Source organism: Mesorhizobium sp. B283B1A (assembly GCF_020165735.1).
GTDB lineage: Bacteria > Pseudomonadota > Alphaproteobacteria > Rhizobiales > Rhizobiaceae > Mesorhizobium > Mesorhizobium opportunistum.
This window is the reverse complement of the sequence record NZ_JAIUIQ010000003.1, coordinates 14,144-36,111: the sequence shown is the minus strand read 5'-3', so window position 1 is coordinate 36,111 and position 21,968 is coordinate 14,144. Positions and strand designations below refer to the sequence as shown.

Sequence of the window (21,968 nt, the reverse complement as noted above, 5' to 3'; positions counted from 1 at the left end):
CCTCATACCCGGGGTCAAAATGCTGGCAACCGGACATGACCAGGAGCGGGATGAGCATATGCGTCGCAAAAGTGATTCTCCGCGCCGCAGAGCGGCGTGGCTGAACTGGTTCAGCGTATTGGCTGGACTTGCCTGTTTCCGGCCGACGTGGGCTCCGCCGAAACTGTGAGGACCCGCTTGGCCACTGACATGCTGATGCAAACCGATTTCTGGCAAATGCGCGAGCATCATCTGGCGTCTCGGCTTCGGACCCCGGTTGCAAAGCCGCTTCGGAGGACGAATCTCCGAACCGGACGATGTCCCGATCTTCAGCGGGGACGGCCACCGTCGCCTTTGTCCATCGTTTGGAGCTTGGCGCGTCAGCCATGGTAGTCACCTTCTTCCTGGTTTGATGGGCTCTAAGCTGAAGGCTGCAAGCGGCATGCCATTTCCAATGAAGCTGCTCCTGCACCAGCGCTATCGCTTCGGGACGACGTCTTCGCCAACCCGGAGGTGCGCGCCAGAGCCGTCACGTCATCACACCGAACAAAAGTCCTGTGTAGAGAGGGTATTCACGCGTCCGGCGCCGGCTAGCAAAGGACGGGCCAGACAGGGCAAGCCCAGGCAATACCCCGCATCGGCCGGCACAGCGATTGCACAGTGTGTTTGCCCTGGCGTGTTTTTACGTGCGACTAACGTGAACGCAGGCCGGCAGCGCCACGATCCGGATTCGATAAGGATCGCTTTCGACTCGGCTACGATCTTTACACGCTTGGTGTTCCTCTCGCCGAGCGTCCCTATCGAAATCTATTGTGTCGGAAACTGGACTAGAATTGTCGCAAAGCCGACCCAAAGGTCGCCAAGAAGCGTCCGCTGTTTGCGGGAACCGGCAGAACGCAACGGGGCGCCAACCGGGCACGCAAATAGCCAGACAATCTTGTCAGTGGGACGTCTGCAAATTCTAGGAGAGCCTCGGCTGCCCTAACGACGCTTGATGCAGGAGCACATTGATCTTCCGCTCCAACTCAACTGAAGGGATTTCTGTGACCCATTCGATCGCTATGCCTGGCAGGCACTAAATCGGCATTTCGAAACCGATGATTTGACGGGTCTCGCTAGCTCGCGCCGAAAAAGTTTGCTGCCCATTTGTGCCCGACGTTCAAACGCTCATTGAAGAGCAGATTGCGCCCTTATCTCCCAAGCTCGTCGGCGTCCACCAGCGGGACGAGTTCGTTGCCATGAAGTTGTCGGACATAGTCATTCGAGAGGTGAGACCGTCGTTGCGCTGACACCCTTGCAATATCAGGACATCGATGTCGGCGAAGATGGGCTGCGCAACCTGACCAAGTCCGCCCGGCCGAGCGCTGATCGCTCGCTGTAGTCTCGGTGCAGGCCGGCAAGGCACCGGCGCTGGTCCATGCCCGTTGAAGAGCCGACGTGGAAGAGGCAGTACCGCGAATTAGGCGGCCGTCCTAGGCGAGACGAAGGCCTGGATCGAAAAAGTATCGTGGGCAGACCGCGTCGCGCGGCTGGTGCGAGTCCACCTCGACGGCGAGCTTCTCTCCCACCAGGCGGTTAGGTTGCGTGTTTCGGGTCGAATACGAACACTGTGAGTGCCGCGAGCAATGTGGCAATTGCGGTGTAGGCAAAGACACCCGTGACGTGGTCGGGATCATTCAGCAGCAGTCCGCCGAAAATCGCGCCGGCTGCGATGGCTACCTGGAACGTTGAGGTCATCAGCACGGCGGCGCTTTCGGCCTGCTCGGGGACGGCACGCAGCAGTATCCAAGTCTGCAACCCCACCGGCACCGCGCCGAAGGCAAAGCCCCATACGGAAACCGCAATCGCCGAGGCATAGGTCGATGCTCCAAACTTCAGCAACGAGACAGCGGCTATCGCCATAAGGAAGGATGGCAGGGCCGCGACTGCCTTGAGACTGTGTTTGGCCAGGAATGCTCCGGCAAAACTGCCGAAGAAGCCGCTTATGCCAGAAAGGAGCAACAATATCCAGATCCCGTTGGTACCGAGCTTGGGAGTCGTCTCGAGGAAGACCCGAATATAGCTGAAGCTGGTGAAGTGCCCAGAAGCGACCAGCAGTACGACCAAAAGTGCGACCTTGATGGTCGGATCTTTGGCCGCATCCAGCAGACTGCGGAATCCAGCCATTTCAACCGGAGGCAGCGTCGGCATCGTTACAAGCAGCACCAGCAGCGTAACAGCATTAAGCACTGCGGTGAGCGTGAAGGCCACTCGCCATCCCAAGCTGCCGCCGACGACGGCGCCGAATGCAGGCACGCATACGAGAGCGACCGAAACGCCGGCGAGGATGATTGACATGGCGCGCGGCAGAAGATGATTTGGAACGAGCCGTATCGCCAGCGATGCCGAAATCGACCAGAAGCCTCCGAGCGCAATGCCGAGCATAACGCGTGCTGCCAGCAAAACCGGCAGCGACGACCCGACTGCCACCAGGAGGTTGGACAGGATCTGAAGCAGCATCATTGCCCACAGGACGGTCCTGCGGTCCAGGCGCTTTGTAATAATGGCCATCGTCGGCGCTGAGATCGCCGCAGCAATGCCCGTCGCTGTGATCGCATATCCAGCCGCATCCACTGAGATACCGAGATCGTGCGCTATCAGCGTCAGCACGCTGGCTGGCAGACACTCTGCCGCCACCAGCCCGAAGGTGCCCAAAGCAAGCGAAATGACCGCACCCCATGCGGGAGGAGATAGTCGATCCGGCGTTTCTGGGCCGTGCAGAACAGTTTCGATAAGACCCGTCGCCGATTCGGTCATGAACATTCTCGCCCAACATGGGTTGGCTGCGATGATCCGAACTAAAGGCAAAAGCGCGCCATCGCTGCCCGACATCTTGTGATAGTAGGGCGTGCAATTTCGGTGCCGGTTCTCCGTGTCCGACGGGGGTGTCATCGTCGGCAAACGTCTCATCAGGCTGTTCTATGCCGACCTCGGCGTCCGTCTCGAACCAGCCATGCGCGCCAGCAGTTCCGAGCACGGACGTCTGATGTTCCGTGACGGGACGACGCGAGCTGGTCGCTATGACAGCCGCCTTTAAGCAGCCAAAAAACCGGCTCTGACTCAAAGGACCATTTCCGGTGGCTCGAACCTGACGTTTTGTGTCGGGCATTGTCGGGTCCGCTACACGGCTCGTTCCAACAATAATCTATCTGCCAGCGAGCACTTGTTAGCGCACAAGCTAACTAGCTAGAGCCAAAAGGAAAAATCCCGCTTTGGCTGTCCTTCGGAAAAGTTGGCACGAATCTTGAGACCTCGTTGTGAGGCGGCAAGAGCTGCCCATCGGCATTTGTGTCCCGGGCAGCCGCGACGGATAAAACCAAGGAAGGAAACCTATTAATGTCAGGTCTGCGTCAGATCGCCTTTTACGGCAAGGGCGGCATCGGCAAGTCCACCACCTCCCAAAATACGCTCGCCGCCCTCGTCGACCTCGGGCAGCGAATCCTCATCGTCGGCTGCGACCCCAAAGCGGATTCCACCCGCCTGATCCTGAACTCGAAGGCTCAGGATACTGTCCTGCATCTCGCGGCACAGGAAGGTTCGGTGGAAGACCTCGAGCTTCAGGACGTGCTCAAGGTAGGCTACAGAGGCATCAAGTGCGTGGAGTCCGGCGGCCCGGAGCCGGGTGTAGGCTGCGCCGGCCGCGGCGTCATCACCTCAATCAATTTCCTTGAGGAGAACGGCGCCTACGACGATGTCGACTATGTCTCCTACGACGTGCTCGGGGACGTGGTTTGCGGCGGTTTCGCGATGCCGATCCGCGAGGGCAAGGCGCAGGAAATCTATATCGTCATGTCCGGGGAGATGATGGCGCTCTATGCCGCCAATAATATCGCCAAGGGCATCCTGAAATATGCACATTCGGGCGGCGTTCGGCTCGGCGGACTGATCTGTAACGAGCGTCAGACCGACCGTGAGCTTGACCTGGCCGAAGCACTGGCTTCCAGGCTCAACTCCAAGCTCATCCACTTCGTGCCGCGCGACAACATCGTCCAGCACGCCGAGCTCAGAAAGATGTCAGTGATCCAATATGCGCCCGACTCCAAGCAGGCCGGAGAATACCGCGCGCTGGCTGAGAAGATCCATGCGAATTCTGGCCAGGGTACCATCCCGACCCCGATTACCATGGAGGAGCTCGAGGACATGCTGCTCGATTTCGGCATCATGAAAACCGACGAGCAGATGCTTGCCGAGCTCCAGGCCAAGGAAGCGGCAAAGGCGGCAGCCCAGTAACCGATATTGGGCGCCCTCCTTGAGGTGGCACGCCTTGCAAAGAACGGCGCCTCGTCGGTGAGGCGTCACCAGACACCTTGAAAGGGGTCCCATGAGCCTGGAATACGAGAATGATGGTGCTCTCCATGCGAAGCTTATTGAGGAGGTGCTATCGCAATATCCGGACAAAGCGGCGAAGCGCCGCAAAAAGCATCTCAGCGTCGCAAAGAGCGGGGACCAGGCCGGCGGGGAAAGCGAGATCCTTTCCGAATGCGACGTCAAATCGAACATCAAGTCCATTCCGGGAGTGATGACCATACGCGGCTGCGCCTATGCCGGTTCAAAGGGCGTGGTCTGGGGTCCGGTCAAGGATATGGTCCATATCTCGCACGGCCCCGTCGGTTGCGGCCAATATTCCTGGTCACAGCGCCGCAACTACTACGTCGGAACAACGGGCATCGACACGTTCGGGACAATGCAGTTCACATCCGATTTCCAGGAGAAAGACATTGTCTTCGGCGGTGACAAGAAACTGGAACAGATCATCGATGAGATCGAGCTACTGTTTCCGCTGAATAACGGCATCACGGTGCAATCCGAATGCCCGATCGGTCTCATTGGCGATGACACCGAGGCAGTTTCTCGCAAGAAGGCCAAGGAGTACGAAAAGACTATCGTGCCGGTGCGCTGCGAGGGCTTCCGCGGCGTCTCGCAATCACTCGGCCACCATATCGCCAATGACTCCATCCGCGACTGGGTCTTCGACAAGAAGGACGTCGATTTCGAGGCCGGTGCTTACGACGTCAACGTGATCGGCGACTACAATATTGGCGGCGACGCGTGGGCCTCGCGCATCCTGCTTGAGGAGATAGGATTGCGCGTGGTCGGCAACTGGTCCGGTGACGCGACACTGGCCGAGATCGAGCGCGCCCCGAAGGCCAAGCTCAATCTCATCCACTGCTACCGGTCGATGAACTACATCTGCCGGCATATGGAGGAAAAGTATGGCGTCGCCTGGATGGAGTACAATTTCTTCGGACCGTCCCAGATCGAGACCTCCCTGCGTAAAATAGCCAAGCATTTCGGCTCCGAAATCGAGGAGAAAGTCGAGAAGGTCATCGCCAAGTACAGACCGCTTGTCGACGCCGTCATCTCAAAGTACCGGCCGCGCCTCGAAGGCAATACCGTCATGCTCTACGTCGGCGGCCTGCGCCCCCGCCACGTCATCACAGCTTACGAGGACCTCGGCATGGTCATCGTTGGCACCGGCTACGAGTTCGCTCACAACGATGACTATCAACGCACGGGCCATTACGCAAAGAATGGCACCCTGATCTATGACGACGTTACCGGCTATGAGTTGGAGAAGTTCATCGAGGGAGTTCGCCCCAACCTGGTTGGCTCTGGCATCAAGGAAAAATACCCCGTGCAGAAGATGGGTATCCCGTTCCGTCAAATGCACTCCTGGGACTATTCGGGACCTTATCATGGCTATGACGGCTTCGCCATTTTCGCGCGCGACGTGGATCTTGCGATCAACAATCCGGTCTGGGACCTCTACCAGGCACCTTGGAAACAAGGCCCGTCCCGCGGGCAGGCGATGGCTGCCGAATAGACGCCCTGTCCAAGGCCTAGTCTCCCCCAGAGAGACGATGAACCCCCGCGGCTTGTGAGCCTCGGGAAACCGCAAACGTCTCGACGTACCTGAGCTGCCGTATGGCGCGGCCAGATGGAAAAGAGGTAATACCAATGCCGCAGTCGGCCGAAAAGATTCTCGACCACGCTCCGCTGTTCCGCGAGCCGGAATACAGGCAGATGCTCGCCGAGAAGAAGCTGAATTTCGAATGTCCGCACCCGGATCAGATCGTTGCCGATCAGGGTGAATTCACCAAGACCTGGGCGTACCGCGAAAAGAACCTCGCCCGACAAGCGCTTGTGATAAATCCCGCCAAGGCCTGCCAGCCGCTCGGCGCGGTGTTCGCGGCCGCGGGCTTCGAGCGGACCATGTCCTTCGTCCACGGTAGCCAGGGCTGCGTGGCCTACTACCGCTCTCATCTATCGCGCCATTTCAAGGAGCCTGCTTCGGCGGTTTCCTCCTCGATGACGGAGGACGCGGCAGTGTTCGGGGGCCTGAAGAACCTGGTCGACGGGCTCGCCAACACCTACCAGCTTTACGACCCCAAGATGATCGCAGTGTCGACGACTTGTATGGCGGAAGTCATTGGCGACGACTTGCACAGCTTCATCGAGAACGCCAAAGACGAAAAGTCGGTGCCGCGCGACTTTGACGTGCCCTTCGCCCACACGCCGGCCTTCGTCGGCAGCCATATCGACGGCTATGACGGCATGCTGAAGGGCATTCTAGAGCACTTCTGGAAAGGCCAGGAGCGCACGGAGGCCAAGGGAACCATCAACGTCATTCCGGGCTTCGACGGCTTCTGCGTCGGCAACAACCGGGAACTCAAACGCCTGCTCGATATGATGGGTGTGTCCTACACCTTCATCCAGGACGCCTCTGACCAGTTCGACACGCCATCGGACGGGGAATACCGCATGTATGACGGCGGCACGAAGATCGAAGAGGTGAAGGGGGCACTCGACGCCGAGGCAACGCTTTCGCTCCAGCACTACAACACCCGAAAGACGCTCGACTATTGCGGGCAAGTCGGGCAGGCCACGGCTTCGTTCCACTATCCGCTCGGCGTCCAGGCGACCGACGAATTGCTGATGAAGGTGTCGGCGCTTTCCGGCAAGGAAATCCCCGAGGCAATCCGACTGGAGCGCGGCCGTCTGGTTGATGCCATGGCCGACAGCCAATCCTGGCTGCACGGCAAGAAGTACGCGATCTACGGCGACCCGGACTTCGTGTACACCATGGCCCGCTTCGTCATGGAGACCGGCGGCGAGCCGACACATTGCCTGGCCACCAACGGCTCCTCGGCCTGGCAAGCCGAGTTGCAGGAGCTGCTTGACGCCTCGCCCTTCGGCGCGGATGCCCAGGTCTGGGCCGGCAAGGACCTGTGGGCGATGCGGTCGCTGCTCTTCACCGAGCCGGTCGACCTGCTGATCGGCAATTCCTATGGCAAGTATCTGGAGCGTGACACCGGCACGCCGCTGATCCGCCTGACGTTTCCGATCTTCGACCGGCACCATCACCATCGCTTTGCGCTCATGGGCTACCAGGGCGGGTTACGCGTGCTGACCACGATCCTCGACAAGATCTTCGACAAGCTCGATCGCGAGACGAGCCAGACGGGCGTGACGGACTATTCCTATGATCTCACCCGCTGAAACATACGGCCAGCCTTTCGCGCAGGCGGTTCGTCGCCGAATTGGGTTGGGGGGCTGACGCGATGACCGCGCTCAGTGCCAAGATCCAGGACGTTTTCGACGAGCCCGCCTGCGACAAGAATCGTGGCAAGGACGCCAGGGCGCGCAAGGAAGGCTGCGCACGGCCGCTGACGCCGGGAGCGGCAGCGGGCGGTTGCGCCTTCGACGGGGCCAAGATCGTCCTGCACCCGATCACTGACGTTGCCCACCTGGTCCATGCGCCGCTCGCCTGCGAGGGAAATTCCTGGGACAACCGCGGTGCAGCTTCGTCCGGGCCAACCTTGTGGCGCACAAGCTTCACGACCGATCTTACCGAACTCGATCTGGTGATGGGGCGGGGGGAGCGGAAGCTCTTCAAGGCGATCCGCCAAATCACGGAGACCTATGCGCCGCCGGCAGTCTTTGTCTATTCGACCTGCGTGACGGCGCTCATCGGCGACGATATCGAGGCCGTCTGCAAACGCGCCGCCGAAAAGTTCGGCCTGGCCGTGGTTCCCGTCAACGCGCCGGGCTTGGCTGGCTCCAAGAACCTCGGCAACAAGCTTGCCGCGGAGGCGTTGCTCGACCATGTCATCGGCACGGTGGAACCCGACGACGCCGGCCCGTATGACATCAACATCCTTGGTGAATTCAACCTTTGCGGCGAATTCTGGCTGGTCAAGCCGCTCCTGGATCGGCTCGGGATCCGGGTGCGCGCCTGCATTCCGGGCGACGCGCGCTATCGCGACGTAGCTTCCGCGCACAGCGCCCGGGCGGCCATGGTGGTGTGCTCGACAGCCCTCATCACTCTAGCCCGCAAGATGGACGAGCGCTGGGACATCCCGTTCTTCGAGGGCTCTTTCTACGGCATCTCGGACACCTCGGATGCCCTCCGCAACATGGCTCAGCTGCTGGTGAGGAAAGGTGCCGATCCGGAGATCCTGGACCGCGCAGAGACGCTGATTGCCGAGCAGGAGGCGGTTGCATGGAAGAAGCTTGAAGCCTACCGGCCGCGGCTCCAAGGCAAGCGCGTGCTGCTCAACACAGGCGGTGTGAAGTCCTGGTCGGTCGTCCATGCGCTGATGGAGATCGGCATGGAGATCGTGGGCACCTCGGTCAAGAAATCCACGCTCGAAGACAAGGTGCGCATCAAACAGATGCTCAAGGACGACAACCATATGTTCGAGCAGATGTCAGCGCGGGACCTTTACGTCATGCTCGCTGCAGGCAAGGCCGATATCATGCTGTCTGGCGGGCGCACGCAATTCGTCGCGCTCAAGGCCAAGACGCCCTGGCTCGACATCAATCAGGAGCGCCAGCATCCGTATGCAGGTTATGACGGCATGGTGGAGCTCGTACGGCAGATCGACCTTGCCATTCACAACCCGATCTGGCGCCAAGTGCGCGAGCGCGCTCCGTGGGATGGTCCGACCCATGGGGACGACGCACTGCCGGGCCCAAGCAACGACGCCGAGAACCTGCACGCTGTCCAGGAAACCGCCGGCAAGGCGCCGATGATTTGCGTGAGTGCTGAGGAAATCCTATGACCCGCATCCTTCCCCAGACCAAATCAGCCTCGGTCAATCCACTGAAATCGTCACAGCCGCTTGGTGCCGCCTTGGCGTTTCTCGGCATTGACGGCGCAGTGCCGCTGTTCCACGGCGCCCAAGGCTGCACCAGCTTCGCCCTCGTGCTGTTCGTGCGGCATTTCAAGGAAACGATTCCCCTACAGACGACCGCGATGGACGAAATAACAACCATCCTCGGCGGGTCGGACAATCTGGAAGAGGCGATCCTCAACCTCAAGACCCGCACGACGCCAAAGCTGATTGGGGTCTGCACGACGGCCCTGGTGGAAACCCGAGGCGAAGATTGCGCAGGCGACATTTCGGACATCAGGCTGAGACGGGCGGAAGAACTCGCGGGTACCGAGATCGTGCTGGCCAACACGCCGGATTTCGCCGGCGTCCTCGAAGAGGGCTGGGCCAAGGCTGTCACCGCCATGATCGAAGGCATTACAAAGCCTGGGGAGCGGGCGCGGCAGTCAAAGAAGATCGCGATCCTTCCTGGCTGGAACCTCACCGTGGCTGACCTCGAGCATTTGCGCGAGATGGTCGAAAGCTTTGGCCTGCAATCGGTGATCTTGCCAGACCTTTCAGGCTCGCTCGACGGTACCGTGCCAGACCACTGGGTCCCCACCACCTATGGCGGAACGAGCATCGAGGATATCCGCGAGCTCGGCACGGCCGAGCACTGCATCGCGATCGGCGAGCATATGCGCCGCCCGGCCGAGGTTCTCTCCAAGGCGACCGGCGTGCCTTACGTGCTGTTTCAGTCGCTGACCGGATTGAAGGGCGCCGATCAGTTCGTTTCGCTGCTGTCGGCTATTTCTGGCCAGCCTGTGCCGGCAAGCGTCCGCCGTCGGCGGGCGCAACTGCAAGATGCGTTGCTCGACGGACATTTCCACTTCGGAGGCAAGAAAATTGCGATCGCTGCTGAACCAGACCAACTCTATCAATTCGGAGCGTTCTTCGTCGACATGGGCTCCGCAATCACGGCGGCCGTCACGACGACCGATATGTCGAAAATTCTGGAAAAGGTACCGGCGGAGTCGATTCAGGTCGGCGATCTCGGCGATCTGGAATCACTTGCAAGCGGCGCTGATCTTCTGGTCACCCATTCACATGGACGCCAGGCCTCGAAACGCCTTGGCATTCCGCTTATGCGCATCGGCTTCCCCGTCTTCGACCGGCTTGGCAGCCAGCACAGGCTCTCGATCCTCTATCAAGGCACCCGTGATCTGGTCTTCGAGGTTGCCAACCTGTTCCAAGCCGACCGGCGTGCGCCGACGCCTGATGAGCTCGATCCATTCCGCAAGCGCCAAACGCCAGGTGAGCCCGATGCGTCGCTTCTCACTCGTCACTGACGAGGTTCACCGTCCGATGCGTGAACGACAAGCAGGCGCTTTGCGGGTGGCAATCGCTACCCAGGACGTCAAGCAACTCAACGCCCATTTCGGGTCGGCCAAGCGCTTTGTCATCTACGATATGACGCGCGAGGAGTGGGAGCTTGTGGAAGTCATCGAGTTCGACGACGTCTCTGACGAAAGTGGGAAACATCACTCCGAGAGGGATGACCGCATCACACCGAAGATAAAAGCGCTGAAGGGCTGCCACCTCCTGTTTTGCCTGGCGATCGGTGGACCTTCGGCAGCCAAGCTTGTTTCGGCAAAAATCCATCCGATCAAGGTGCGGCATACTCAGAGCATCCAAGAGGTGCTGGTTCGCACGCAGCTGATGCTCAGGACCTGCCCTCCACCTTGGCTGCGCAAGGTCCTGGCTGAGGCAGGCGTCGCGAAACAGAAGCCGTCCTTTGAAGACGAGGACTGAAATGAGGAGGCGAAATGTTCGACCCTATGCTTAGCCCTGCTGTCGATGAGGATGAGGTGGCGCTTGCCAGCCCGTTTCTCAAATGCCTCGTGCGGCTAATACGTGCTCAGGACTCCTACGGCGCGTGGGAAGGCAAAGCGGACCGCGAACTGCTGGCCGCCTTCATCATCACCAAGGAACAGCGCCGTGCGATCCCCATCATAGGCGATCCCGACCCGGACGTCCTGTGGAGGCTAGATATGTTTTATACCGCCATTGGGCTTGCGATCGAGGAGCGCTGCGGCCTGATGGCATCGCCGATCATGGAGCTGAGCCGTGAAGGCTTTGGGCGCGTGCTTTTCACGACTGGGCGGCTGGTCGCTCTGTCGAAGACGCTGCGCGACGTCCACCGGTTCGGCTTCGAGACGTTGCGGAAGCTCGCCGGGGCCGGCACGAAGCTGGTCAGCGACGCAATCGCAGCCATCGAAACCTATCCCGAGGTGGCGCGTGCGTGATGAAGCAGGTTTCGAGCCCAGGGGCCATGACAATCTTCAGCAGCCGCGATGGCCAGCCGTCGCAGCCGACGCCGTCCAGGCGGATCAAGCTCCTGAAGTAACACCGATGAAACCACTCGTCCTGATCTGTTCGCAAGATGCCGAGCTTTATCTGTTGCTCAGCCACATACTGGAGGTGGACGGCTTCGCCACTGAGCCGGTAAGGAGCGCCAAGGAAGTGCTTGCATTGGCCGACGAACGCGAATTCCAGGCCGTAGTGCTGGACTGCGGTCCGGCGAGCATAACCGGGGCCCCAATCTGCGCCCGGCTCAAGGGTGAGCCCCGGACCGCCGACCTTACCGTTATTGCCCTGATCGCGCCCGGCGCCGAGAACCAGCACCTTGATCTCCTGAAGGCCGGCATTGACGAGATTTTTGCGCGGCCGATCGTCCCGGCCAACCTGCTCGACTTTCTACGGGCGAGGCTGGCGCTGCCGAAGCGGGGCGCAAATGGTGTTGAAAACGGCGGCTGGCTCACCTTTGGTGACCTCGAGATGAAGGTGGATGCCCGCCGGATTCGCGGCAATGGCCACGACATTCACCTCGGAGTCATCGAGTTCAACGTGCTGCTGCTTATGATGGAAGCTCCCGGCAAGGTCTTCAGCCGGAAGGAGCTTATCGGCGCGGCTTGGGAGAAAAACATCCATGTCGAACCACGCACCGTCGATGTCCATGTCAGCCGGATCAGAACAGCCCTCAAGAAGGCTTGGCCCGGCGGCGGCATTCTCACTGTCAGGTCGGCCGGCTACTCGCTCCAGATGCCGGACGGCTGAATCAGTTGAGGTGTAGTGCCACTCCCTTTCCCTCGCGCTGTGAGTCGGTGTTGCGGCCTGCCCCCTAGACTAAACGAAATACTCAGGAAGAAGCAGGCAAATGGGTTTTAAAAGCGTACTCTGTGTGACGGACGCAGACCATTCCGATCATGACGTCGAAACTGCTGCCGGCTTGTGTGCTGAAGTCGGTGCGCATCTTTCCGTACGGATAATACCGGCTCTGATGCTCGTTTTGTCATATCGGCCGATCAGAGATGGTGTCCCCGAGTGGCCCACGGGGCGTGGACAGGCAATGGCCACATTGAACAATCAGTTTCGGCAAGACAGATTTACACTGGACGTGCCCAGACTGGAAAGACGCTCCGAGAAGATCCAGGAACTGCTGAGGGCAATGTGCCTTTCCTATGATGTGGATACGGATTATTGCAATTTGACTGGCGTGGGGGAGGTGGTGCGACAGCGGGCACTCTGCGCCGACCTGACAATTGTCGGCCCCGCACTTCTCAACGACAGTATTGTCGGACCAGTCGTCATCAACGGCAGCTTATTTGATACGGGAAAACCGGTGTTTATTGTGCCCAAGGGCGCTGAGGCGACCCTGTGGCCAAGGCGCGTCCTGGTCGGTTGGGATTCGCGTCTCGAGGCATCCCGTGCCGTTCGGGAAGCGCTGGGTCTCCTATGCGCTGCTGAGGAAGTTCGTGTTGTCCTGGTGGGTCCGAAGGCGAACCACAAAGGGTACGGCGCGAAACCTGGAGCCGATATTGCTGCCTATCTCAAGCGCCACGGTGCTCGGGTGTCGGTTGACCTGTTGCCAAGTGCTGGCAAATCGGCGGCCAAGGTGCTTGCGCAGCACGCAATCGACACATCTGCCGACATGATAGTCATGGGCGCTTATGGCAGCCGTCGCCTGCGTGAGCGGCTCTTCGGCGGCGTGACGAAATGGATTGTTGACAAGCCGACATTGCCGCTGTTTTTGGCGCGCTGACCGGCTCGGGCGTTGCACCGATGCCGCTCGAAGCTTTAGTCCACTTGGGTGAACTATTCAGATATCGGGAAAAAGATCGCGGCGGCGCGACGCTCCTCGAAGGCAGTGCACGAGGCCTGACCGATCATATGCTCCGGTCTTGAGTTGCTTGTCGAACTCTCGCCCGAGACGGCTCCAAAGGCCGTGCAGCGGCGCTGCTCGACGCTATCGAAGCACGGCCGCGGCAGGTTGGCCTAAGTCGAGAATGGTAGCTTGGCTTAATTCAGTTGAGAAAGACAGTCGTTAGCTTGGTGGACGGGTTAGACCTATGCTCCGGCCAGCACAGCCGTTCGCTCAAGGCAATGGTCTTTGCAGCGCCGGACCATAGGCTGCCATTGTTCCCGGCTGCTCCATGTCGAGGGAAATTGCAGCTTCATAGAACTCAAGACGAGTGCCCTCAGGCAGCTTAAGGTAGGGCTTCGCCGCAGCTCGTGATGACCTTTAGCTGGCGCCGGACGGAAGCAGTGTGCGATCCTCACTGCCCCGGAAAGCCTGCCTTAGCCGAATTCATGGCTGACGAAGAGATGAGCTTGGCGAAAATAGGGGCAAGCATATGCTGGCTCGCGCGCGAAAGATGGATCGCATCAAGGTAGTAGATGTCTTCACCTGATTTCAGCGGGCACTTATCCTGCCCACACAAAGCTGGAACTATGGGGACGAATTGTACGGTTCGTGGCAGCAGATCCGCGAGGATTTGATTGTTCTGCCAAGACCTCTCGGCCCGCATGGTGGAGCACGGCGCATCGCCATTCATGAAGTCCGCACGGATGAGGCAAGTCAGCACATCAGTGGGCGGTTCTGGGGCTGGTCCAACCACTGCGGTCTTGATGCCACGGGTCGCCAGTGCGGCCGCGGTCTCTTTAATGGCAGACGTGAAGTTCGCTTTGGAAGCCTCCTGCGAAGGCCAGCTTCCATCCTTCGAAAGGAAGCTGCCTCCACGCCCCGAGTAGGTGTTCCAGCGGCCTGCCAGGATCACGAGTGTGATGTTGGGATCAGCAAGCACCGATTGGAGCGCGGACGCATTGAAGGCCGGGCAATCCGCTCTCAAGGGACTGGCGGGAAGCATCATCATGTCGGGAAAAGGAGCGCACCCCGCCTTTGTGATCTGTCTGACGCGCACGCCTGTCGTTCGGGCGGCCTCGTCTAAAGCAGAGGCAAGATGGGCAGCCTGAGAATCGCCCCACAAAACGATCGTCGGAGCGATATTGCCGGAGCCGAGGAGGCATTCGCCCGTTTTGGGGATGAGCCCACCACGTTTGAGGCAGGAAGAGGATTCGAACTTGGCCCTTTCCGCTCTAAGCGCTTGAACAGACGGGCCGCCATCAGGGCCCCGACTGGGGAAGCCGGAGCTGTTGATGATCACCAGGGACAGACAGCACACCGCAGCCGTTGCGCCGGCGGTCGGTACCATCCACTTCCAGCCTGTGGCCCTCCGGCGGAACGGGCGCTCGACAAAGCGCCATGAGAGTGCGGAAACAACCAGAGCGGCCATCAGAACGACGACACGTTCAGAGACGAGCAATTCGCGATTTTGACAGATGCCAGCAAAGACCAGCAACGGCCAGTGCCAGAGGTAAAGCGAGTAGGAGGTCAGGCCGATGAAGCCGACAGGGCCGATCGACAGCGCTTTCGAGACCATTGTTTCGCGGTGAAAGCCGGCGGCGATGATGAGCGCCGCTCCACTACAGGGAGCAAGCGCATGGAGGCCAGGAAATGGCGTATCTTGATCGATCAGGAAAAGTGAAGCGGTGATGAGCGTCAGACCCGAGGCAGCGAGGAGTTCCGCAATCGTTTGGTTTGGCTTCATTGCCTTAGCCACAGGCAGCGCGATCAGCCCGCCCGCGAGCAGTTCCCAGGCGCGCGTCGGAAGCATGTAGAATACAAAGGCCGGATCGCTCTGGAGCCAGTGCTGAGCGGCGGTGATGGAGATGATGCCCAGCGCCGCGACGATCATTGACGCCCATGGTCTCAGCCATCGCATCATGAGCACGACTGCCAAAGGCCACAGCAAATAAAACTGCTCCTCGACGGCCAGGGACCATGTATGCAGGAGCGGGAGCGAGGTCGCGGCTTCAGTGAAATAGTTGGTGTTGACGTAAAAAAAGAAGTTGCTGGCGGAAATCGCAGCGGCGATGGCGCTGTTGCCGAAGCCGATGAACTCTCCCGGCGGCAGCACAAACCACCCCATCGCAAAACATGCGGCCAGCATCGCAAACAGGGCAGGAAAAATCCGTCGGACACGGCGGTGATAGAAGTCCAGCAGCGAGAATTCGCCCCTGTCGGTGCGCTCGATGATGTCGGAGGTGATGAGGAAGCCGGAGATCACAAAGAAGATGTCGACCCCAACGAACCCGCCGCTGACCGCTGAAAAACCAGCGTGATATAGGACAACCGGAACAACGGCGACGGCCCGCAGACCGCTGATATCCGCTCGGTACTTCATGCAGCTGATCGTCCTCAGAAGGTTCCGAGCAGCGTTTTTCATGGTCGTTACGCATCGTAAAATCGATAGTTTCGATGAAGTGCATCTACGGTATGAATGCGGGCCATCGCGTGCGACTAAGAACCGAACCAGACCGGACACAAATCGCGCAACGCACAATCACGCTCGATTAAAGTGAAAGACGGCTTTTCACTAGAGGGCGAACCCGTCCGGTCACCGGCCACTCCGGCTTGTCAGTGTGCGCAGTGGTGCGCCGATGGTACGGGGCGCCAAGGCAAAGATCGCCACTCCAGCGCACATGAGCTTGAGATCATCAGTCGGATCGATCAGCTGCTGCCTTGCGTCAGCTTGACCTGAATTGATGTGGCTCTTGCTCATCTCTTCCGCGGTCCTTGTGCCCACCTAGCGCATGTGCGCAGTATCCACCTTCACCGCGCCCGTGATGTCGATCGGCGATTGCCGCGCGTCCGTTGAACAGACGAAACCTATAAGCGCGGCTGGACGGCCGGTCAGAAACAGCACGCTGCCGAATTGGCCACCTACCGCAGCTGCGAAGCAGGCCAGTCATCTCTCAAGCCCGATCTGCTCTCCTCGTCGACAATCGCCTAGCTCGCCCGTGCCACGTGGTGCGGTTCCGATTGGGATGATCGGCATCGCCGATCGTACGGTTTCTCATAAGTAGATCGGGCGTCGAGCTTGCAGGCGAGTTGCGCAGGCATCGGTATGGAGCTCTGGGGTTCGGTTCTTGATCGCATGCGAGGCGCCCGCATTCACATCGTAGATGGGCTCCATCGAAACAATCTATTTTACGGAGAGTAACGAACATGAAAAAGCGTCGCTCGGGAGGCGACGCCCACCGGAAATCTCTCCAGGTCATGCGCAAGGCGGAAGGTGGAGCGGCGTCCTCCTTCTGATGCCTGGGTACATCACTCAATTTAGTCGCTCGCTTCCTGGAGCCATCCTGCAGCGTCACGAGCCTAATCATTTGTGCTCGCGACCGGCGGACCCGTCCGGCGCGACCAGCAGACGATCTACATTCCTCTAAATCCGATGCCGTGCGAGCTTCTCAACACTCCGAAGGGATTTTCGGCGAAGGTGAGCTATCTCAAACGGTATGGCGTCCGCTTCGCTCCGGACTTAACGGCGCAATGGATGTCGCCCGAAGCCGGATCGTGGGTTGGACCCGAGGGTGCAAAGCGGTCTTGGCGTATGAGATGCATGAAAAAGCTGCAGACGTTATCTCGATGACGATACCTTACTGAACCAATCGCGCGACGAGGATTGTCTGGCCAGGAACAACGTCCCGACCTGGTGGCCGCGCGCTCCTTGCCTCGATTTGGCGCGTGCTGGCGTCTTCAACGCAATCGCTGCTGATCGCTTCGAGCCGCTGTCGGCTTCCACCGTAATCGACGGCGGCTGCGCCGGCGGAGATGTAAGCTCGAGCGCAGCGGTCGGACTAATGGCCCACGTCATCGGCATTGACCTCGATGAAGCGAGCTTGTGCTGGCGCGCGAAGAAGCTGCCGCGCGCACCTTAGTCGAGTGCTAATGGGAGCGTCATGCGCCGTAAGAATGCTATGCTCAGATCATGGGAGAGATCCACGTCGCATGACACATGCGACATTACCGGATTCCCGCGACGGCGCCCATCTGAAAAAACGCTAGAGTTGGTCAAGCTGGTGCTGTTCCGAAGGGCGACGAAGTGCAAACCTTCAGGGCCTGCCGTTCAACGTCGGATACTCGACACGATCACAAACCCGCTGTCAGTTGGTTCCATCAAAGTTTCCTCCTGGCACGTCGATTGAGGGACATTCCGAACACATCAGCGCACGTCCTGCCATGATCAGGCTAAGCGAACAAGCTAGCCCCACCCAAGAGCATTTTTCGGGATCGGAGCTACCCTGCTAGCTTACCGGCAAGAGCACCGGGACAAATCTGCCGCCGGTGCAAGGTTTCCCTCCTCAACGTCGGATAGCCGACACGATCACAAACCTGCTGCCAGTTGTTTTGATCAATTTTCCTTCTGGCACGTTCGATGCGGGGAATCTTCTGAACACATCAGGGATGTCCTCCTAGGGTCAGGGGTCACTGAAGAATGCTGTTGCCGCACTGGGACCGCGCTTCGGCTGATCCACAACCGGTCAGAAGTGGGCGCATCACCTTGGAGGCGAGCGACTGCGCCCGATTCATACGCCGAATAAGGTCGGTAAGCATCCGCTGAGCGAGACGCTATCATCGAAGCGGGGTGGAAACGTCGATCCCGCGCACGGCCCCCACGTCACCGACATGAGTGTCGATCTCATCAGTTGGCTGGATCCCTGGGCCTCACACAGCCGACCACACGAACGCCGGGACAAACGCTAGCGAATCCAGCCGCACCGGGGTCGAGAATGGCCGCGTAGTGCGGAAGCCGAATGACCAGGCCGATGTTCGCCGCGAGCATCGCCTGTTTGGGAAACACTTATAGGAGCAGGACAAGTGGAGCTCTCTTGCATTGGAGTGGGTGCTGGACCGTCTAATCTCAGCCTTGCGTGTCAGATACACGAGCAGATCGGTCGAGGGGCACTGTTCTTGGATCGGCAGCTCGACTTCCGCTGGCACCCCGGCAGCGCATTGGATTCGCCGGAACTCCAGGTCAACCACCTCAAGGATCTGGTCACGCTGGTGAACCCGCGATCAGCCTACACTTTCGTAAACTACCTATACGAGAACGGGCGTCTATTCCACTTCCTGAATGCACAGTTCGAGGCCGTGCTCAGAGCTGAGTTTGAGCAATACCTGAACTGGGCCTTCCACCGGAACCCGCTTGTCTGCGGCGGCGAGACTGTGCGCGAAATCCGCTTCGAGGGCGAATTTCGGGTGTGGACGGACGACGCAGTTCGTGGCGCTAGAGACCTGGTGATCGGCATCGGCAAGCAGCCGCGGATTCCGTCTCAGTTTCAGGGCTGGACCGGGCGCAACCTGTTCCATTTATCGGATTTACCGCGCATCCATCCTGAGGTTTGGAAAAAGGACGTTTGCGTGGTTGGTGGAGGCCAGTTGGGAGCGGAGGTGCTATTACACCTTGTCGGCCTGCCAAAAGAGCGGCGGCCTCGATCGATCACTTGGGTCTCGGAGGGCGAAAACTATCAGCCCATCGACAACAGCCCGTTTACAAACGAGTTGTTCATAGCGTGCTCTTCGGATCGCTTGGCGGCAATGAGCGAGTCGCAGCGCAAACTGTACCTGAGGCGTTTCGTACTTGCTTCCGACGGCATTTCGGAAGAGACGTTGCGCGCGATTTATCAATCGCTATACCGGCACGCGTTTTTGGAGCCAAGCCGCTGCGAAATCACACTGCGGCCGGGCTGCACCGTCTCGCACTGCGTCAACGCCGGCGCGGGTCACAGGCTGACCCTGCGCCGCGGCAGGAGTGAGCTCGAAGAAGTCACGGTCGACATCGTCATCCTGGCCACTGGTTACGAGAACGCGTTGCCAGACTTCTTGGAGCCGATGGCGGGCCGGCTGGAAAAAAACGACAACGAATTGGCTATCCGCGAAGATTTTTCGGTGTGCTGGGACGGACCGACCGAAAGTCGCATCTTCGTACAGAACGCGACCCTCGGGCAGCACGGGCTGGCTGATCCAAATCTAGGCCTGCTGGCCTGGCGAGCGCATCGCATCCTCGACAGCCTTCTGGGACGCGTGCCGCAGGCGAACCGCGAGCATGCCGGCTTCATCAGACCTGCCCCCGTCGACAACTGGCCCTACCCCGTCGCGGAAGAAATGGGCAGCGGGATATGACCTACGGCTACTGATCATCGGCGGGGGGGGCGAGGAATGCTGTCCGCCTTCGCTGCAGCGAAGGGCAAGGTGGATGCGGCATCCGGGTCCCCGCGAAACAGCATTCGCGCTGGCCGTCGGCAGCTCGCCCTCGACGCTGGGCCTCATCGACAACGGCTTTAGGAGAAGAGCTCAACCGTAACCGGGCGGCACTCAGTCGTTGCACGCGGGAGCCAGTCGCGGAGCTAGCCCCGCTCTTTCGAACGGCGCCGAAATGCTGCTGCTGGAGGAGCCGAGGCCATCTGACCGCAGAAGAGAGCCAAGCTGTTCGGTTTCTTACGCAGGAGTGGTTGCGGTGTCCAAAAACTTACAGCTGCCAGAAACTTGTCGGGTCGAAGACAGCTGGCCAACGGGCCTATGAGGTTTTCAAAGGGGTAACCATGGAGTTAACGGGCACTAAGCGTGCTGGCACGGCCTTTGCGGCAATACTCGTGAGGGCTGACCGCATGAGAACACGCAAGCCGGATTGGTCGCTACCAACTCGTGTGTTTCGCTCCTGAGAGAGAGAACGACCAGCTAACGCATAAGCGCCAGGAAAGGTGTGGGAATTTGGAGAACGAAACGGTGTTGCGTATCGAGTCCCCCGCTCCGCCAATCAAAGTGGACACTTGGCTGCGTGGCGAGCCCATCACGAACTTTCAGCCCGGCAAGGTCTGTCTTGTTGAATTTTGGGCGAGTTGGTGCGGACCTTGTGTGGCGGCTATACCCCATCTGATGCAGCTGCAAGAGAAATATCAAGACAGTGGATTCGAGGTCGTCGGAATCGCAGCTAGCGAACAGGCTTCAACCGCAGACGAGGCGCGGACCAAGTTGGATGCGTGGCTGACCGAGAGGTTCCCGAATCTGAATTACCGGATTGCGTTCGATTTTACTGGTGAAATGAACAGACTATGGATGCAGGCGAGTTCTTCTCCCGGAATCCCTGAGTCGTTCCTGGTTGATGGCGACGGCCGCATCGCTTTCATCGGACACCCGGCGGAACTCAATGAGGTTCTACCCAAAGTTCTGAACGGCAGCTGGCGCAGCAGCAATGAAGCGAGGGCCGCCGACATAAGGCGGATCGCTACTAGCCAACGCACAGCGCGCGAACGGGCCCGGACCAAACCGATATACGCCAAACTTAAGCCCGCGACACAGGCCGAGGATTGGCCGGCCGCACTCTCGGCAGTTGAAGAAGGCCTGGCATTGATGCCGGACTATATCGGGTTTCGGCAAACTCAAGCGAATCTTCTGCTTCACAAGCTGCGGGACATGCAGAGCGGCTTGCCAGTCATGCGCCAGTTAGTCGAGGACGCGATCAACAAAAAAAACGAGGCCGTGTCTTGGATGGTCATGGCCCTGAATCAGCTCTTCGATCCCGCGATAGACAACGCCCATCTTCCCCGTGCTGAGCGCTTTGCGATAGGCAACACGCTCTCGGAACAAATCCTGACACTGAATCCCCCGGATGGCGACGGGCGCCTTAAATTCCGTTGCTACCTCCCGGTAGCTCAGTATTACCACGAGAGCGGCAACAACGCTCGCGCGATCGAGTTGATCGAAGCGGCACTGGAATCGCTGGATATTCCGGAGCCAATGCCTGATCACATCAAACAGACACACCTTAGCCCCTTGCTCCAAGCCCTGGCCGACTACACGGGTGAGAACGCCTGTTGCGGGGACTTCTGTGTGGCACCGCAATCAAGGCTCCTGAACACTAAAGCGGAGTGGCCTCATGAGCAGAGATTGCAAAGGGCATGACAAGTGGAGTTGAACCCTGGTCAATTCGCCCAATGCATGCGGCCCGCTCGCAGTAAGTATTCCCATGCAGCACCGAGGGGATCGTTTGCTGTGGGTCAAGGCTGGGGCGTGAACGACCTCCAAAGACGGATCGCCGCGGACGCGATGTTCGACGAGAATTTAGCTGTCGCGGAGGACGTCACAGTCCAGGACATGTTCAAGGTCGGCCCAAGCACAGCATTACCTGGAACCCGGCCCGGCCAAGCCGGAGGGCGGCCGCGTAAGCGGGTCCGAAGTTAGCGCAGCCGAACGCAGAGCTCGCCCTCTGAGACGACACTGAATTGAGGAAACGATATGTCTCACACCGCGCTTGATCCTGCCCGTCAACAAGGCAGCAATGCCCTTACCCGACAGACCATCGAACGGCTCCTGGCGCTGATCCCTGCTCAGGACAGGCGATGCCAGGGCAAATCGGACCGAGCTGCTGGTCGACGACTTCATCATCACAAAAAACTGCGTCCTTCAGATCCCGATCATTGGCGATTCTGCTGTGTAGGCTCGACATATTTCACACAGCAGCGGGGATTGTGATCGAGGAGCGCTCTTGCGTCACTACATCGCCAACAATGATGAAATCGATCGGGGTTTCGTGGTTTTCAAGGTCGGGCAGTTAATCGTTTGAGACGTCCACCGCGTCGTCTCCGAGACTTTCCGGAAACTTGCCCGCACCG

The 21,968-nt window shown here is 59.4% G+C and carries 14 protein-coding genes; 12 read left to right on the top strand and 2 right to left on the bottom strand.

Features of this window, described 5'->3' with window-relative positions; genetic code table 11:
* Positions 1-1,554 precede the first annotated feature (1,554 nt).
* On the bottom strand, positions 1,555-2,775 hold the full coding sequence (locus LB577_RS02830) for an MFS transporter (protein ID WP_224685477.1): 1,221 nt from the start codon (positions 2,773-2,775) through the stop codon (positions 1,555-1,557).
* 115 nt (positions 2,776-2,890) lie between these two features.
* Here LB577_RS02830 and LB577_RS02825 point away from each other — a divergent pair, with 115 nt between their 5' ends.
* The 10 genes from LB577_RS02825 (at position 2,891) to LB577_RS02780 (ending at position 13,215) form a co-directional block, all read left to right on the top strand.
* Positions 2,891-3,055, top strand: coding sequence for a hypothetical protein (locus LB577_RS02825; RefSeq protein WP_224685476.1), 165 nt, complete (start codon positions 2,891-2,893; stop codon positions 3,053-3,055).
* Positions 3,056-3,354: 299 nt separating this feature from the next.
* Complete coding sequence (gene nifH, locus LB577_RS02820) at positions 3,355-4,248, top strand: nitrogenase iron protein (RefSeq protein WP_013533491.1); 894 nt, start codon at positions 3,355-3,357, stop codon at positions 4,246-4,248.
* A gap of 91 nt (positions 4,249-4,339) precedes the next feature.
* On the top strand, positions 4,340-5,842 hold the full coding sequence (nifD, locus tag LB577_RS02815) for a nitrogenase molybdenum-iron protein alpha chain (protein ID WP_013533490.1): 1,503 nt from the start codon (positions 4,340-4,342) through the stop codon (positions 5,840-5,842).
* 134 nt (positions 5,843-5,976) lie between these two features.
* Positions 5,977-7,518: a nitrogenase molybdenum-iron protein subunit beta gene (nifK, locus tag LB577_RS02810; protein WP_224685475.1), complete on the top strand. Its 1,542-nt coding sequence runs from the start codon at positions 5,977-5,979 to the stop codon at positions 7,516-7,518.
* Between the two features lie 62 nt (positions 7,519-7,580).
* Positions 7,581-9,083 (top strand): nitrogenase iron-molybdenum cofactor biosynthesis protein NifE, encoded by a 1,503-nt coding sequence (gene nifE / locus LB577_RS02805; RefSeq protein WP_224685474.1) that lies wholly within the window; start codon positions 7,581-7,583, stop codon positions 9,081-9,083.
* Positions 9,080-10,462: a nitrogenase iron-molybdenum cofactor biosynthesis protein NifN gene (gene nifN / locus LB577_RS02800; RefSeq protein ID WP_224685473.1), complete on the top strand. Its 1,383-nt coding sequence runs from the start codon at positions 9,080-9,082 to the stop codon at positions 10,460-10,462. Before nifE ends, nifN begins: the two co-directional genes overlap by 4 nt.
* On the top strand, positions 10,437-10,925 hold the full coding sequence (nifX, locus tag LB577_RS02795; protein ID WP_084015734.1) for a nitrogen fixation protein NifX: 489 nt from the start codon (positions 10,437-10,439) through the stop codon (positions 10,923-10,925). The genes nifN and nifX overlap by 26 nt, the downstream gene beginning before the upstream one ends.
* A 14-nt stretch (positions 10,926-10,939) precedes the next feature.
* Complete coding sequence (locus tag LB577_RS02790; RefSeq protein ID WP_224685472.1) at positions 10,940-11,419, top strand: NifX-associated nitrogen fixation protein; 480 nt, start codon at positions 10,940-10,942, stop codon at positions 11,417-11,419.
* Positions 11,412-12,230, top strand: coding sequence for a response regulator transcription factor (locus LB577_RS02785; protein WP_224685471.1), 819 nt, complete (start codon positions 11,412-11,414; stop codon positions 12,228-12,230). The genes LB577_RS02790 and LB577_RS02785 overlap by 8 nt, the downstream gene beginning before the upstream one ends.
* A gap of 292 nt (positions 12,231-12,522) precedes the next feature.
* Positions 12,523-13,215, top strand: coding sequence for a universal stress protein (locus tag LB577_RS02780; RefSeq protein ID WP_224685470.1), 693 nt, complete (start codon positions 12,523-12,525; stop codon positions 13,213-13,215).
* A gap of 514 nt (positions 13,216-13,729) precedes the next feature.
* On the opposite strand, the gene LB577_RS02775 is transcribed toward LB577_RS02780, so the two are convergent.
* Positions 13,730-15,697 carry an acyltransferase family protein gene (locus LB577_RS02775; protein WP_224685469.1) on the bottom strand — a complete coding sequence of 656 codons (1,968 nt, stop codon included), beginning with the start codon at positions 15,695-15,697 and terminating at the stop codon, positions 13,730-13,732.
* 2,477 nt (positions 15,698-18,174) lie between these two features.
* Here LB577_RS02775 and LB577_RS02770 point away from each other — a divergent pair.
* Entirely contained in the window at positions 18,175-19,479 is a 1,305-nt protein-coding gene (locus LB577_RS02770) for a lysine N(6)-hydroxylase/L-ornithine N(5)-oxygenase family protein (protein WP_224685468.1), read from the top strand.
* Positions 19,480-20,082: 603 nt separating this feature from the next.
* Positions 20,083-21,258, top strand: coding sequence for a TlpA disulfide reductase family protein (locus LB577_RS02765; RefSeq protein ID WP_224685606.1), 1,176 nt, complete (start codon positions 20,083-20,085; stop codon positions 21,256-21,258).
* The last annotated feature ends 710 nt before the right edge of the window (positions 21,259-21,968 follow it).